This is a genomic window from Rathayibacter sp. VKM Ac-2857 (assembly GCF_013205025.1).
In the GTDB taxonomy this organism is placed as follows: domain Bacteria; phylum Actinomycetota; class Actinomycetes; order Actinomycetales; family Microbacteriaceae; genus Rathayibacter.
The window spans coordinates 1535639-1549382 of record NZ_JABMLE010000001.1 but is presented as its reverse complement, the minus strand read 5'-3'; the positions used below and the strand labels follow the sequence as shown (position 1 = coordinate 1549382).

The window sequence follows — 13744 nt, the reverse complement described above, 5'->3', positions numbered from 1 at the left end:
GTCGCCGGGGCGTCAGCGCTCGGCGAGGCTCTGCGCGCGGAGCTGCTCGAGGAACGCGTCGACGTTGCTCGGGCCGAGGAGGTGCTGCCGCAGCATCAGCGCGGCGCCGCGCACGCCGCCGCTGCCGCCGAGCTCGGCGGTCACGACGTGCAGGCGCTGGGTCGCCAGCGGCAGGGAGCGCCGGTCGACGACCTCGCGCACCCCGGCCAGGATCTCCGGGGCGGCGAGTGCGATGCTGCCGCCGAGCACGATCACCGACGGGTTCAGCAGACTCACGCAGGTGGCGAGGACCTCGCCGATCTGCAGGCCAGCGATGCGCGCCGCCTCGATCGCCTCGGGGTCGCGGTCGCGCAGCAGCGCCAGCAGATCGCGGACCGAGTGCACGTCGCGGCCCGCCTCGGCGAGCGCGCGCACCAGCGCCCCGCCGCTCGCGAGCGCCTCGAGGTCGCCGTCGCGGCCGTCCGCCGCCTCCGGGGCGGTGCGCGGCATCTGGACGTGACCGAGGTCGCCGGCCGCGCCGAGCGCACCGCGCTGCAGGACCCCGCCCGAGACGATGCCCGAGCCGATGCCGGTGCTGATCTTCACGAAGATCAGGTCCTGCGCGTGCGGGAAGCGCGAGGCGCGCTCGCCCAGGGCCAGCAGGTTCACGTCGTTGTCGACGAGCACCGTCGTGTCGACGCGGCGCCGGATGTAGCTCGGGATGTCGAAGCCGTCCCAGCCGGGCATGATCGGCGGGCGCACCGGGCGGCCGCTCGCGTGCTCGACCGGCCCCGGGACGCCGAGCCCGAAGCCGGCCAGCGCCTCGGGCGCCAGGTGGGCGTCGGCGAGGATCTCGTCGCAGACGTCGAGCGCGTGGTCGAGCACCCGGATCGGGCCCTGCGCGATGTCGAGCTCCTCGCGCCGCTCGACGACGATGCGGCCGTCGAAGTCGGTCAGCGCGATCGTCGAGTGCGTCGCGCCGAGGTCGATGGTCAGGAACGCGCGGACCGACGGGTCGAAGACCAGCCGTGCCGACGGGCGGCCGCCGGTCGACGGCGCGCGGTCGAGGTGCGTGATCAGGCCGAGCTCGAAGAACAGGTCGAGCCGCGTCATCACCGCCGTGCGAGCGAGTCCCGTCTCCTCGACCAGCTCCGCGCGGGTCCGCGGACGGCCGTCGGCGAAGAGCCGCAGCAGGTCGCCGGTCTGCGAGCCGGCCCGCACGCCCACGCTCAGCGCCCGCCCGCTCGGATGTCGCAGGCGACTGCTCGGGAGGACGGGTCGCGGCTCGGCACACCTGAGGAAAGCAGTCGCCGCGAGGTGACGCAATCTCGACGCGCGAGGAGACCCCGAATGACGTCCCCCCGAATGACGCATCCACGAACGACCCCCACAGACAGGAGAGAACGATGACCTCGTCCACCACCACCGGCACCACCGGCACCACCCCCACCGCCGACCGCGCCCCGCAGCAGGAGCGCATCGGCCTCTGGCTGATCGGAGCCCGGGGCAGCGTCGCCACCACGGCCGCCGTCGGCCTGCACGCCATCGCCTCGGGAGCGGCGCCCAGCAACGGCTGCGCCACCGCGACCCCCGCCTTCGAGGACGTGCCGCTCGCCGGCTTCGACGCGATCGTGATCGGCGGGCACGACGTCTCGTCGACCCCGCTGCTCGAGAAGGCGATGGGCCTGGCGGCCGGCGGGATGTTCCCGACCTCCGTCGTCGCCGAGGTCGCCGACCGGCTCGACGCGACCGACGGCGAGATCCGCCGCTCCTTCGGCGTCGAGGGCGGCTCGCAGCAGGACGAGATCGACCGCCAGGCGGCCGACATCGTCGAGTTCCGCGAGCGGCACGCGCTCGCCCGGGTCGTCGTGATCGACGTCGCCTCGACCGAGGTTCTGCCGAAGGACCGCCCCGAGTTCCACGACCTGGCCGCCCTGCGCGCCGCGCTCGCCCGGCCCGGCGAGACGGTCCTGCCGCCGAGCTCGATCAGCGCGCTCGCCGCGGTGACCGCAGGCTCGCCCTACGTCTGCTTCACCCCCTCCACCGCGCTGGCGCTGCCCGCGCTCGAGGAGTGGGCCGCGGAGGCGGGCGTCCCGATCGCGGGACAGGACGGCAAGACCGGCGAGACCCTGCTCCGCAGCGTGCTCGCGCCGATGTTCACGGCGCGCGGGATGCGCGTGCTGTCCTGGGCGGGCGCGAACCTGCTCGGCGGCGGCGACGGGCAGACCCTCGCCGACCCGGAGGCCGTCCGCTCGAAGCTGGTCTCGAAGAACCGCGGACTGCGAAGCCTGCTCGGCGACGAGGTCGTCACTCCGCTGCACATCGACAACGTGCCGGACCTCGGCGACGTGAAGACGGCGTGGGACCACGTGCACGCGGAGGGGTTCCTCGGCTCGCGGATCACCGTGCAGACCATCTGGTCGGCGTACGACTCGGCACTCGCCGCGCCGCTGATCCTGGACCTGGCGCGACTGATGTCGCTCGCCGACGCGGCCGGTGTCTCGGGCCCGGTCGCCGAGCTGGGCTTCTTCTTCAAGGACCCATGGGGGAGCGACGTGCACGGCTTCGCGGAGCAGACCGCCGAGCTGGTCGCCTGGTCGGCGCGCACCGGGGCGGCCGTCGCCCAGCGCTCGCTCGTGGCGGGCGGACCGATCCGCCATGGCTGAGCTGCGCGACTGGCTCGAGCTCGTGCGCGCCAAGGCGGCGCTCTCGGTGCTCGGCGACACGGTGGCCGGAGCGGCGTGGGCGGGCCGGGCGCCCGGCCCGCGCACCGTCGCGCTGCCGCTGGCGTCCGCGCTCCTCTACTCCGCGGGCATGGCGCTGAACGACTACGCCGACGCCGAGCTCGATGCGGTGGAGCGGCCGGAGCGGCCGATCCCGTCGGGGCGGATCCGGCGCGGAGCGGCGCTCGGGCTGGCCGCCGGGCTGACCGGCGCGGGGATCGCGGTCGCGGCACTGGTCGACGGGCGTCGCTCGCTCCTGCTGAGCGTGCCGCTCGCGGCGAGCATCTGGTCGTACGACCTGCTGGCCAAGCCGACTCCGCTCGGGCCGGTCGTGATGGCGGCCTGCCGCGGGCTCGACGTGCTGCTCGGCGCGGGAGCGTCCGGCGTGCGCGCGGCGGCGCCGGCCTCGGCAGCGGTCGCGGCGCACACCCTCGGCGTGACCGTGCTCTCGCGCGGTGAGGTGCACGGCACCCGCCCGGTGATCGCGGGTGCGGCGGCGACCGGCACGGCCGCGCTCGCCCTCGCCCTGGGCGTCGGGGCGGTCCGCGCGAAGGGCGGGCCGGCGATCGGGGCGGTCGTCGGAGTCGCGATCGCCCGCTGGATCGCGCTCGTGCTGATGCCGCAGCTGCGGGCGGTGCGGACGCCCGATGCGGCCTCGGCCCGGACGGCCACCCGCTCGGGCATCGCGGGGATGGTCCCGCTGCAGGCGGCGCTCGCCGGGCTGCGGCGGCCCGAGCTCGGCGCGGCCCTGCTGGGGCTCGACGCGCTCGGGGCCGTCGTGCTGCGGCGCCCGAGGGTCTCGGCGGACATCACATGAGCGACCTGCACACGACTGCTGGCCCCGTCCTCAGCGTCGGCCCCGTCCTGGGCTACGGCACCAACGGCTTCGCCGACCACACCCTCGACGACGCCCTGACCGTGCTGCACGCCGCCGGCTACCGGGCGGTGGCGCTGACCCTCGGGAACCCGCACCTCGATCCGTTCGCCGACGACATCCGCGAGCGCAGCCTCGCCCTGCGCAGGCGGCTCGACGAGCTGGGCTTCCGCGTGGTGATCGAGACCGGCGCCCGCTACCTCCTCGACCCGTTCGCGAAGCACCGGCCGACCCTGGTCGACGAGGAGGCCGGCCCGCGGCTGGCCTTCCTGCACCGCGCGATCGAGATCGCCGCGCTGCTCGGCGCCGACGCCGTCTCGCTCTGGTCGGGCGTGCTGCCCGAGGGGATGGAGCGCGCCCGCGGCTGGCGGCTCCTGGTCGAGCGGATGCGCGGCGTCGTCACCGAGGCGGAGCGCTACGGCGTGCGGCTCGGCTTCGAGCCGGAGCCCGGCATGCTCGTCGAGACCGTCGCGGACGCGCTGCTGCTGCGGCGCGAGCTCGGCGACCCGGAGTCGTTCGGCCTCACCGTCGACCTCGGCCACTGCGTGGTCGTCGAGCCGGACGGCGTCGTCGGCGCCCTCCGCAGTGCCGCCGGCCTGCTGGTGAACGTGCAGGTCGACGACATGCGGCCCGAGCGGCACGAGCACCTCGAGCTCGGCGCCGGCGTGCTCGATCTCGCGGCCGCCTTCGCGACGCTCGAGGAGATCGGCTACCGCGGGGTCGCCGCGGTGGAGCTGCCACGGCACTCGCACGACGCGCCGCGCCTGGCCGTCGCGAGTCTCGCGGCGATGCGGGCGGCGATCGGAGCAGCCGGCGGGCGGGCGGAGTCGCCGCAGCACCCGTGGACCGCCGGCGCCTGCGCCGTCCTGCGCGAGCAGCCGCGGCGGATCGAGCGCTACTTCCCGGCCGCCGGGCGGGAGGCCGGTCGCGCGCCGCTCCGCCCCGACGCGGATCCGCAGGGACTCGTGCACGGCACCGAGGACGACGCGGCGCGCTCGGCGCTGATCGCGGCCGCGGCCTCCGCGCTCGACGACGAGGACCTCGCCGCGCTGCTCCTCCGCCTCTACCGCGGCGGCGACGACGCCGAGCGCCGCGGCGTGCTGGTCGGGCTGCACGCGCTCACCGCCGCCGGCCGCGCGGGGGAGCCGGTCGCCGCGGCCGGTCGCGAGCTGATCGCGGACGCGTTGCGCGCCAACGACACCCGCCTCGTCGCGGCGGCGATGGGCCGCTTCGCCGAGGAGCACCTCGACGCGCACGCCTGGCGGCACGGCGTGCTCAAGCTCGTCTTCTGCGGGATCCCGCTCGCGGCCGTCTCCGGTCTCGAGCGGCGGAGCGACCCCGAGCTCGCCGCGATGGCCGGCCGCTTCGCCGACGAGCGCCGCGCCGCCGGCCGCGGGGTGCCGGACGACCTGGCGGTGCTCCTGCCGAGCTGAGGGACCCCGGCGCGTCCCTCGACACGACCGCCGGCCCCGCACACCATCACGACCCCTCACGAGAAAGGCGCGACGATGCGCATCTTCGACCCGCACATCCACATGACCTCCCGCACCACCGACGACTACCAGGCGATGCACGACGCCGGGGTCCGCGCCGTGGTCGAGCCGTCGTTCTGGCTCGGCCAGCCGCGCACCAGCGTCGGCTCCTTCACCGACTACTTCGACGCCCTGATCGGCTGGGAGCGCTTCCGCGCCGCGCAGTACGGCATCCGGCACCACTGCACCATCGGCCTCAACCCCAAGGAGGCCAACGACCCGCGCTGCCGCGAGGTGCTGCCCGAGCTCGACCGCTACCTCGCCAAGGACGGCGTCGTCGCGGTCGGCGAGACCGGCTACGACTCGCTGACCGCGGAGGAGGACGCCGTCTTCCGCCACCAGCTCGAGCTCGCAAAGGACCACGGCCTGCCCGTGCTCGTGCACACCCCGCACCGCGACAAGGCGGCCGGCACGCAGCAGACGCTCGACGTCGTCGCCGAGTCCGGGATCGACGCCGGCCTCGTCGTCGTCGACCACCTCAACGAGACGACCGTCGACCTCGTCCTCGGCTCCGGCTGCTGGCTGGGCTTCTCGATCTACCCGGACACGAAGATGGACGAGACCCGCCTGGTGACCCTCGTCGAGCGGATCGGCCTGGACCGCGTGCTGGTCAACTCCGCCGCCGACTGGGGCCGCTCCGATCCACTGACCACCGCGAAGACCGGGCACCTGCTGCTCGTCGCCGGCTTCAGCGCCGCCGAGGTCGACCGGCTGCTCTGGCAGAATCCGATCGACTTCTACGGGCAGAGCGGACGGCTGAACCTCGACCCGATCCCGGGCTTCGACGCGGTCGATGCGATGGGGCGCAGCTTCGAGGGCAACTCGATCCTTCGGGGCGCGCCGCGCGTGGCGGAGGTCGTCTGATGCACCTCTCCTACTGCACCAACGTCCACCCGGCCGAGGACCTCGACGGCGTCGTGCGCCAACTCGACGTCTACGCCGGGCCCGCCCGCGTCGCCGCGGGGCTCGAGACCGTGGGAGTGGGGCTGTGGATCCCGCGCGATCTCGCCGCCCGGCTGGTCGCCAGCCGCGAGGACCGCGCCGTGCTGCGCGCCGCGCTCGAGCGCAACGGCCTCGAGGTGCGGACGCTGAACGCGTTCCCCTACGCCGCCTTCCACGCCGAGGTGGTGAAGCTCGACGTCTACCGGCCCGACTGGACCACGCCCGAGCGCCTCGCCTACACGATCGACTGCGCGCGGATCCTCGCCGATCTGCTGCCCGCCGGCGCCGACGGCAGCATCTCGACGCTGCCGCTGGGCTGGCGCGAGGGCTGGGGCGCGGAGCAGGACGCGGCGGCCGTCCGGCAGCTCGCGCGGCTGGTCGACGAGCTGCGCGAACTGCGGCGCTCGACCGGGCACGCGATCCGCCTGGCGATCGAGCCCGAGCCGGGCTGCATCCTGGACACGGTCGACGACGTCGTCGCCTGGCTGCACCCGCGGATCGGCCTGGTCGACCCCGCCTACGTCGGCGTCTGCCTCGACACCTGCCACCTCGCGGTGTCGTTCGCCGACCCCGCCGCGGCCGTCCGGCGGATCCGCGACGCGGGACTGCGCGTGGTGAAGGTGCAGGCCTCGGCCGCGCTGCACGTCGAGGACCCGGCGGACCCGGCCGCCCGCGCCGCCGTCGGGGCGTTCGTGGAGAAGCGCTACCTGCACCAGACCCGCGAGAACGGGGCTGGCGGAGTGCTCCGCGTCGACGATCTGCCCGAGGCGCTCGACACGCTGCCCGGTGCCGGGCCGTGGCGTGTGCACTTCCACGTGCCGCTGCACCACCGGCCGGCCGCGCCGCTGTCGGCGACCACCGCGGTGCTGGCCGAGGCGGTCTCTGCGGTCGACGCGGCCTGGCCGTACGACGAGATCCACCTCGATGTGGAGACCTACACCTGGGCGGTGCTCGCGGACGCGCCGAGCGATCTGTCGGTCGGCATCGGCGCCGAGCTGGCCTGGGCGGCGGAGCACCTGCTGACGCCGCAGGCACGTGCCGCGGTGCTGGAGCAGGGTGCCGCGCCGGTCCCGGTCGCTGCCCTTCTCGCCGAGGAGGTCGCGCTGTGACGCCGGTGCTGCTGCTCGACGTGGTCGGCCTCACCGCGACGGCGCTCGCCGACATGCCACGGCTGTCCCGGCTCGCCCGGGCCGGCGGGCAGCTGCCGCTGGACACGATCCTGCCGGCCGTCACCTGCAGCGTGCAGTCGTCGATGCTCACCGGCACGATGCCCGCGCAGCACGGGATCGTCGGCAACGGCTGGTACTTCCGCGACCTCGGCGAGGTGCACCTCTGGCGCCAGCACAACCGCCTGGTGACGGGGGAGAAGGTCTGGGAGACGGCCCGCCGACTGTCCGACGGCGAGCCCTACCGCGCCGCCAACATCGGCTGGTGGTACGCGATGGGAGCGACGACCGACGTCACCGTGACGCCGCGGCCGATCTACCACGCCGACGGCCGCAAGTCGCCGGACGCCTACGTCCGCCCGCCGGCGCTGCACGACGAGCTGGTCGGGAAGCTGGGCGCCTTCCCGCTGTTCCAGTACTGGGGGCCGACCGCGTCGCTGCGCTCCACGCAGTGGATGGTGGACGCGACCCGGCACGTGCTCGCGGGCGACGGCTCCGGCCCGCCGCAGCTGACCACGGCGTACCTGCCGCACCTCGACTACGACCTGCAGCGCTTCGGGCCGGACTCGCCCGAGGCGCGGCGGGCGGCGTCGGAGCTGGATGTGGTGCTCGCGCCGCTGCTCGACGACGCGGAGGCGCTCGGCGCGTCGGTCGTCGTGGTGGCGGAGTACGGGATCGCGGCGGCGGACACCCCCGTGGACGTCAACCGGGCGCTGCGGCGCGCGGGCCTGCTCGAGGTCTACGTGCAGGACGGCCGCGAGCAGCTGGACCCGTGGACCTCGCGCGCCTTCGCGGTCGCGGACCACCAGATCGCGCACGTCTACGTGCCGGACGCCGCGGACCTGCCGCGGGTGCGCGCGCTGCTCGAGGCGCTGGACGGGGTGGACGAGGTGCTCGACCGCGAGGCGCAGGCGCGGTACGGCCTCGACCACGAGCGCTCGGGCGAGCTGGTGCTGGTGGCGCGGCCGGGTGCGTGGTTCACCTACTACTACTGGCTCGACGACGATCGCGCGCCGGACTTCGCGCGCGGCGTCGACATCCACCGCAAGCCCGGCTACGACCCCGCCGAGCTGTTCTTCGACCCGGTCGACCGGCTGGTGAAGGCGAAGGCCGCCGGCAACCTCGCGAAGAAGGCCCTGGGCCTCCGCTACGCGATGAACCTCGTGCCGCTGGACGCGTCGCTGGTGCGCGGCACCCACGGTCGCCTGCCGGTGTCGGCGGCGGACACCCCGCTGGTTCTGACCTCGGACGCGGACCTGCTGCCGACCGGCGCCGCGTCACTGCCGGTGACGGCGGTGCGCGACCTGGTGCTGGCGGCGCACGGCCCGGCGCTGGCGCGCGCGGTGGCGTCGGCCCGGGCCTGACGCGGGGCCGCGCTCGAGGCGGCTCCGAGTGGACGCGCGACGGAGTGCTCATTCCCCTCAGAACCGGGTGGGCCGCCGGCCCGTGACGGTGTCGGCGCGCGCGGCGACGACGTCGGGCAGCCGGGAGTGGCTCCGGATCCAGGCGGCGAGGTCGTCGTCGATGTACTGCGCCAGCTCGCACAGGTACCGGTGGTCGACCATCAGGTCCCGAGCGTGCACCGGCTCGTGGTGTGCGGCTCGATTGCGCAGCAGTCGCAGTCTCTCCAGGCGTGCGTGCAGGTCGCCTCGACGACCGGTGAAGGAGGGGAACGCGTGCATGAGTGCGGGCTCCCAGAGCGCGCGGTGGTAGCGGTTCACCAGCAACCCCTCCCAGAACGACGCTCTCAGCTCGGCGACGACATGGCCGGCCGACCACTGTCCCGAGCCGCGACGCCGGTCGAGGAAGTGGATCGCGTCGCGGACCTGATCGCTTTCGTTCGCCCGCAGCGGTGGGACGTCCCACCACGACTGCCGGCCACAGTGCGCCGTGAGTGCGCGGTGCATCGCGTTCCGGACACCGACGTCGAGGGCGGAACTCGCTCCGAGGATCGCAGCGCTCGCCTCGATGTTCCAGCTGTAGAGCCGGAGCGCGGCGGCCAGGTCGCCGGTGGAGGCGAGGTACGGGCCCAGGCGATCGCTCCCGATGACGGTGGAGAGGTTCGGCAGAGTCGCCGGGTCGACGGGCGTCAACCGGCGTCCGGAGCCGGAGCGGATCTCGGGATCCTGGTACGGTTCTCCACGTATGCCCCGGACGGGACGCGAGAGCGTCGGCGCGCCGGGGCGATCACCGTTAACGGGGTGCGAGCGCTGCGCGTGCGATGACCGAGGGGCATCCGCCGATCCTCGAGGGCTGAGTTCGTCTCCTCAAGAAGATGGCGCTTCCAGGGTCGTTCGGCGGGTGGCGGTCAGTCGGCTCCGTCGAGGTCCGCGAGGTCGAGGACGAAGCGGTAGCGGACGTCGTTCGCCGCGAGACGCTCCAGTGCGGTGCTCACCTGCGCGGAGGGCAGCACCTCGACGTCCGCCGTGATGCCGTGCTCGCCGCAGAAGGCGAGCAGTTCGCGCGTGCTGCGGGTGCCGCCGCTGCCGCCGGAGGTGAGGCTCTTGCGGCCGATCAGCAGGTCGGTCACGTCCACGGTGACCGGCGCGAGCATCCCGAGGACGCTCAGTGCGCCGTCGAGCGCGAGGACGTGCAGGTACGGCGCCAGATCGTGCGGGGCCGAGACCGTGTCGAGGACGAGGTCGAAGCATCCGCGCTGCGCGGCCATCGCCTCCTCGTCGCGGGAGACGACGACCCGGGAGGCACCCAGCGCGAGGGCGTCGGCGGTCTTCGCCGCGGAGGTGGTGAAGACGGTCACCTCGGCGCCGAGCGCGCGGGCCAGCTTCACAGCGAGGTGGCCGAGACCGCCCAGGCCGACGACGCCGACGCGCGAGCCGCGGCCGACGGAGTGCGCGCGCAGCGGCTCCCAGACGGTGACGCCCGCGCAGAGCAGGGGAGCGACGGCCGCCGGGTCGAGGCCGGCGGGCAGCGGGTAGGCGAAGCGGTCGCGGACCACATACTCGCGCGAGAACGCGCCGAGGGTGGTGCTGCCGTCCTGCCGGTCCGTGCCGCCGTAGGTGAGGGTCGGGAACTCGCGGCAGAAGTTCTCCTGCTCCGCGAGGCACATGTCGCAGGCGCCGCAGGAGTCGACGATGTTCCCGATCGCGACCGGGTCGCCGACCGAGAAGGCCGTGACGGCGGAGCCGACCGAGAGCACCGTGCCGACGAATTCGTGACCCGGGACGAGCGATCCGGTGTCGGCGGCGTCGGCGGCGTGCGTCCGGAGGGCGTGCAGATCGCTGTGGCAGACGCCGCAGTAGTCGACACGGACGGCGAGGTCGTCGGGGCGGAGCGCGCGCCGCTCGATGACGGCGGGGGCGAGGCCGCCCTCGGCGGTGGCCGCGTAGGCGGGTGTGCTGGTCATGGCGCGCTCTTCTCTACTAACCGGTTTGTTTTATTAACGCTAACACTCGTGGGCGTCGGAGAACAGACCGGTCGGTAGTCTCGAGGGATGGGGACGACACCGGCCACCGGCAAGGGCGAGGCGACGCGCGCGCGGATCATGGCGGCGGCGACGGCGGAGTTCGCCCGCTACGGGATCGCCGGCGCGCGCGTGGACCGGATCGCGGCCGAGGCCCGCAGCAACAAGGCGCAGCTGTACTCCTACTTCACCAGCAAGGAGCTGCTCTTCGACGCGGTCTTCGAGGCGTCGCTCGACCGGATCGTCGACGTCGTGCCGATCGACCCCTCCGACCTCGGTGACTGGGCGGTGCGGCTCTACGACGAGTACCTGCGCCGCCCCGACCTCATCCGCCTCGCGACCTGGGCGCGCCTCGAGCGCCGCCCGGCCGGGCATCTCGTCGCCGACGACGAGGCGCGCGTGCGCGAGGAGGGCAAGCTCGAGGCGATCCGCTCGGCGCAGGCCGATGGCACGATCGGCGTCGCGGCCGACCCGTTCGACGTGATGGCGCTCGTCATCGCGATGTCGATGGCCTGGTCGCCGGTGAGCAACGTCTACGCCGCCACGGCCGAGGAGGCGGCGTCGGAGCACGACCGCCGGCGGGCGCTGCTGCGCCAGGCGGTCGGCCGCGCGTTCCCGCCGGCCTGAGCGGGGCGTCAGGCCGTGGCGACGCGCGCGGTGCCGGTGCGACGGGTGGCGGTGACGCGGAGCAGGAGCGTCGCGACGAGCACGACGGCACCGGCGATCAGCGCGGCGGTGCCGGCGGGCACCGAGACGAGCTCGCCGGAGAAGCGGCCGACCGCGACCCAGACCAGGCCCCAGCAGAGCGAGAGCATCGGCGCGATCCGGCCGCGGCCGGTGACGGCGATCAGCAGTCCGACCGCCGCGGCGACGAGCAGGACGACGACCGCCCAGGGTGCGGCGCCGGGTCCGTCGGCGCTGCCGATGCCCGCGCCGACGAGGCCGGCTGTGACGTTGGCGACGGTCGCGACGCAGACCCAGCCGAGGTAGAGGCCGAAGGTGCCGTCGGTGAGGACCGCGTCGACGACGCCGCCGGTGCGGGTGCTGCGCAGGAGCACGAAGATCCGAGCGAGCACGGCGAGGAGCAGGGCGATCACCACGACGCTGAGCGCGAGCAGTCCGGCCTGGACGACCAGGATCCACGCGGCGTTCAGCAGCAGGCTCGCGGCGGCCCAGTAGCCGAGGCGGCGGTGGCGGGTGCGGGTGGCCTGCGACGGGAGGAACTGCCAGACCGCGTGGCCGAGGAGTCCGGCGTAGATGACGCTCCAGATCGCGAACGCGGGTCCGTCGGGCGCGACCGGCGTCGAGGAGGCGGACAGCGCGCCGCCGGCGGCGTCCTGGATCTGCGTGCCGCCCGCTGCTCCCGAGCCGATGAACGAGCCGACCACCGCGAGCACGGCGCTGACGGCGACGGTCGTCTGCCGGAGGCGATCCGCGCGGGTGGGGGGTGTCGTGGCGGTCATGTCGCTCCTCGATTAGTCAGCTGGCTGAGTAATGAGCGTAGCGTGCCGGGCGGTGCCGGTGCACGCGGCGCTGTGCGGCTGGTCACGGCGGGCCTCGATACGCGCTGCGCGCTACTCGACCAGCATGTCCTGTGGCGCACGCCGATGTGTCAGCGCACGCTTCATGCTGATCGAGTAGCCCGCGGAGCGGGCGTATCGAGATCCGCCCACCGTCAGAACGGCGGCGGTGCATCGTCGAAGCGGGGTCTCGGCGGTGGCCGCCCGGGAAGCGGTGGCGGCCGGTTGCCGATCCGCCGCCCGGTCGGCGTCGTCCAGACGATCGCGCCGTGGTCGCCCTTGGCGTAGGTCCACTGGTCGCCGTGCCGGAGGTGGTGGTGGCTGGTGCAGAGCGAGACCAGGTTCTCGAGCGAGGTCTCCCCGCCGTTGCGCCACTCGATCGTGTGGTCGGCCTCGCTGGTCGACGCGCTGCGGGTGCAGCCGGGGAAGCGGCAGGTCTGGTCCCGCAGCTGCAGGTGCAGGCGCATCTGCGGCGGCGGGACGCGCCAGGTCCGGCCGACCGAGACGACGGCTCCGGTGTCGGTGTCCGTGAGCACCCGGGTGAAGGACGCAGCGGTCCGGATCAGCTCGCGGGCGATCTCGGCGGAGACGGGTCCGTAGCCGTCGAGGTCTGCCGGAGCGTCGTCGAGACCGACGGCGGTGGAGGCGGCCAGCGTGAGTCGCACCTCGGCGCGGACGCCGGGGACGAAGGTCGGGTCGGGGCGGCGCTCGGCGTCGGGAGTCGTGCCGGCGATGTCGCCGTCGCAGAGGATGTCGACCGCGGCGTCGGCGCTCAGCTGCTGGAGAGGGCGCGGGTCACCCTGGTCTCGGAGCGATCGGGCGATGCGGCGAAGCCGGTCGTACGCGCCGGAGACGACCGGCGCAGGAGCGTAGACGCAGAGTGTCGCCATCCCGTCGACGTCCGGGGTGACCCAGACGGCGCGGTCCTCTTTCGCGCGGGTGTGGCGCTCGGCGAGGGGCTGCTCGTGCAGCTCCTCGCGCCAGCGGCTGAGGGCGCGGCGCAGCTGCGTGGTCGTCATCATGAGGGCGGCGTCGGCGGCGCGCTCGTCGAGGGCGGCGCGGGAGCTTTCAGGGAGGCTGTTCGCGGTGGCGCAGATCGCCTCGCCGACCTCCCAGAGGATCCGCGCGTCGCGGAGCAGGGCGCGGGTGAGGGGGAGGTGCTCCATCAGCGTCTGCGCGGTCTCGAGGCGGCGGGAGACGTCCCGCTCGGACAGGCCGAACGCCACCGCGAGCTCGGCGCGGAGGGAGCGCTCGACGAGGTCGCGGGTCTGACTGCGGGACGCGCCGCGGGCGAACGCCTCGGGGACGGTGAGTGCGAGTCGGTAGCCGCGGTGCAGGCGTTCCGCCGCCCTCAGGCGTGTCGGCGAGGTGGCGCGCTCGTCGGCTGCGGCGCCGTCGAAGCAGTCGCGCACCTCCGCCAGTGTCGCTGCCGTCTCGTCCTCTGTCATACGCGTATTCAAGCAGGGACCACCGACATCGGAGCGGGGATGCGGGCTGATCGGGGAGAGATCGGTGGGATCAGGGGTTGGGGAGGAGGCTCGCTCCCGGATGCTCGGCGGTGGTGGGTCTCGATACGCCCTTCGGGCT

The 13744-nt window shown here is 74.3% G+C and carries 12 protein-coding genes; 7 read left to right on the top strand and 5 right to left on the bottom strand.

The window, feature by feature from the left end; genetic code table 11:
• Positions 1 to 12: 12 nt before the first annotated feature.
• A complete protein-coding gene (locus HQQ86_RS07235) occupies positions 13 to 1206 on the bottom strand; it encodes an ROK family protein (RefSeq protein WP_367948568.1) in 1194 nt (397 codons plus the stop codon).
• Between the two features lie 179 nt (positions 1207 to 1385).
• Here HQQ86_RS07235 and HQQ86_RS07230 point away from each other — a divergent pair, with 179 nt between their 5' ends.
• The 6 genes from HQQ86_RS07230 (at position 1386) to HQQ86_RS07205 (ending at position 8580) form a co-directional block, all read left to right on the top strand.
• Positions 1386 to 2645: an inositol-3-phosphate synthase gene (locus tag HQQ86_RS07230; protein ID WP_173287386.1), complete on the top strand. Its 1260-nt coding sequence runs from the start codon at positions 1386 to 1388 to the stop codon at positions 2643 to 2645.
• Positions 2638 to 3519 carry an SCO3242 family prenyltransferase gene (locus HQQ86_RS07225; RefSeq protein ID WP_216844939.1) on the top strand — a complete coding sequence of 294 codons (882 nt, stop codon included), beginning with the start codon at positions 2638 to 2640 and terminating at the stop codon, positions 3517 to 3519. The genes HQQ86_RS07230 and HQQ86_RS07225 overlap by 8 nt, the downstream gene beginning before the upstream one ends.
• Positions 3516 to 5009, top strand: coding sequence for an EboA domain-containing protein (locus tag HQQ86_RS21225; protein ID WP_173287385.1), 1494 nt, complete (start codon positions 3516 to 3518; stop codon positions 5007 to 5009). The genes HQQ86_RS07225 and HQQ86_RS21225 overlap by 4 nt, the downstream gene beginning before the upstream one ends.
• Positions 5010 to 5084: 75 nt before the next feature.
• On the top strand, positions 5085 to 5972 hold the full coding sequence (locus tag HQQ86_RS07215; RefSeq protein WP_123444625.1) for a TatD family hydrolase: 888 nt from the start codon (positions 5085 to 5087) through the stop codon (positions 5970 to 5972).
• Positions 5972 to 7159 carry a metabolite traffic protein EboE gene (eboE, locus tag HQQ86_RS07210; RefSeq protein ID WP_173287384.1) on the top strand — a complete coding sequence of 396 codons (1188 nt, stop codon included), beginning with the start codon at positions 5972 to 5974 and terminating at the stop codon, positions 7157 to 7159. The genes HQQ86_RS07215 and eboE overlap by 1 nt, the downstream gene beginning before the upstream one ends.
• Positions 7156 to 8580, top strand: a complete 1425-nt coding sequence (locus HQQ86_RS07205; protein WP_173287383.1) for a nucleotide pyrophosphatase/phosphodiesterase family protein — start codon at positions 7156 to 7158, stop codon at positions 8578 to 8580. Before eboE ends, HQQ86_RS07205 begins: the two co-directional genes overlap by 4 nt.
• A 57-nt stretch (positions 8581 to 8637) precedes the next feature.
• Here HQQ86_RS07205 and HQQ86_RS07200 read toward each other — a convergent pair whose 3' ends face one another.
• On the bottom strand, positions 8638 to 9309 hold the full coding sequence (locus HQQ86_RS07200) for a hypothetical protein (protein ID WP_173287382.1): 672 nt from the start codon (positions 9307 to 9309) through the stop codon (positions 8638 to 8640).
• 215 nt (positions 9310 to 9524) lie between these two features.
• The gene (locus HQQ86_RS07195; protein ID WP_173287381.1) at positions 9525 to 10580 is read right to left on the bottom strand and encodes an NAD(P)-dependent alcohol dehydrogenase; all 1056 of its coding nucleotides are present in this window, start codon (positions 10578 to 10580) and stop codon (positions 9525 to 9527) included.
• Positions 10581 to 10667: 87 nt separating this feature from the next.
• On the opposite strand from HQQ86_RS07195, the gene HQQ86_RS07190 reads away from it, so the two are divergent.
• Positions 10668 to 11264, top strand: a complete 597-nt coding sequence (locus HQQ86_RS07190) for a TetR family transcriptional regulator (RefSeq protein ID WP_173287380.1) — start codon at positions 10668 to 10670, stop codon at positions 11262 to 11264.
• A gap of 8 nt (positions 11265 to 11272) precedes the next feature.
• Here the strand turns inward: HQQ86_RS07190 and HQQ86_RS07185 are convergent, their stop codons facing one another.
• Together HQQ86_RS07185 and HQQ86_RS07180 are read right to left on the bottom strand one after the other, a co-directional pair.
• Positions 11273 to 12100 (bottom strand): tryptophan-rich sensory protein, encoded by an 828-nt coding sequence (locus tag HQQ86_RS07185; protein ID WP_173287379.1) that lies wholly within the window; start codon positions 12098 to 12100, stop codon positions 11273 to 11275.
• A gap of 212 nt (positions 12101 to 12312) precedes the next feature.
• Positions 12313 to 13605, bottom strand: coding sequence for an HNH endonuclease signature motif containing protein (locus HQQ86_RS07180; protein WP_173287378.1), 1293 nt, complete (start codon positions 13603 to 13605; stop codon positions 12313 to 12315).
• Positions 13606 to 13744 lie beyond the last annotated feature (139 nt).

Excerpts from the sequence above, each read along its gene's own strand:
- HQQ86_RS07230 (WP_173287386.1), top strand. The coding sequence starts at position 1,386 with ATGACCTCGTCCACCACCACCGGCACCACCGGCACCACCCCCACCGCC.
- HQQ86_RS07225 (WP_216844939.1), top strand. The coding sequence starts at position 2,638 with ATGGCTGAGCTGCGCGACTGGCTCGAGCTCGTGCGCGCCAAGGCGGCG.
- HQQ86_RS21225 (WP_173287385.1), top strand. The coding sequence starts at position 3,516 with ATGAGCGACCTGCACACGACTGCTGGCCCCGTCCTCAGCGTCGGCCCC.
- HQQ86_RS07215 (WP_123444625.1), top strand. The coding sequence starts at position 5,085 with ATGCGCATCTTCGACCCGCACATCCACATGACCTCCCGCACCACCGAC.
- eboE (WP_173287384.1), top strand. The coding sequence starts at position 5,972 with ATGCACCTCTCCTACTGCACCAACGTCCACCCGGCCGAGGACCTCGAC.
- HQQ86_RS07195 (WP_173287381.1), bottom strand. The coding sequence starts at position 10,580 with ATGACCAGCACACCCGCCTACGCGGCCACCGCCGAGGGCGGCCTCGCC.
- HQQ86_RS07190 (WP_173287380.1), top strand. The coding sequence starts at position 10,668 with ATGGGGACGACACCGGCCACCGGCAAGGGCGAGGCGACGCGCGCGCGG.
- HQQ86_RS07185 (WP_173287379.1), bottom strand. The coding sequence starts at position 12,100 with ATGACCGCCACGACACCCCCCACCCGCGCGGATCGCCTCCGGCAGACG.
- HQQ86_RS07180 (WP_173287378.1), bottom strand. The coding sequence starts at position 13,605 with ATGACAGAGGACGAGACGGCAGCGACACTGGCGGAGGTGCGCGACTGC.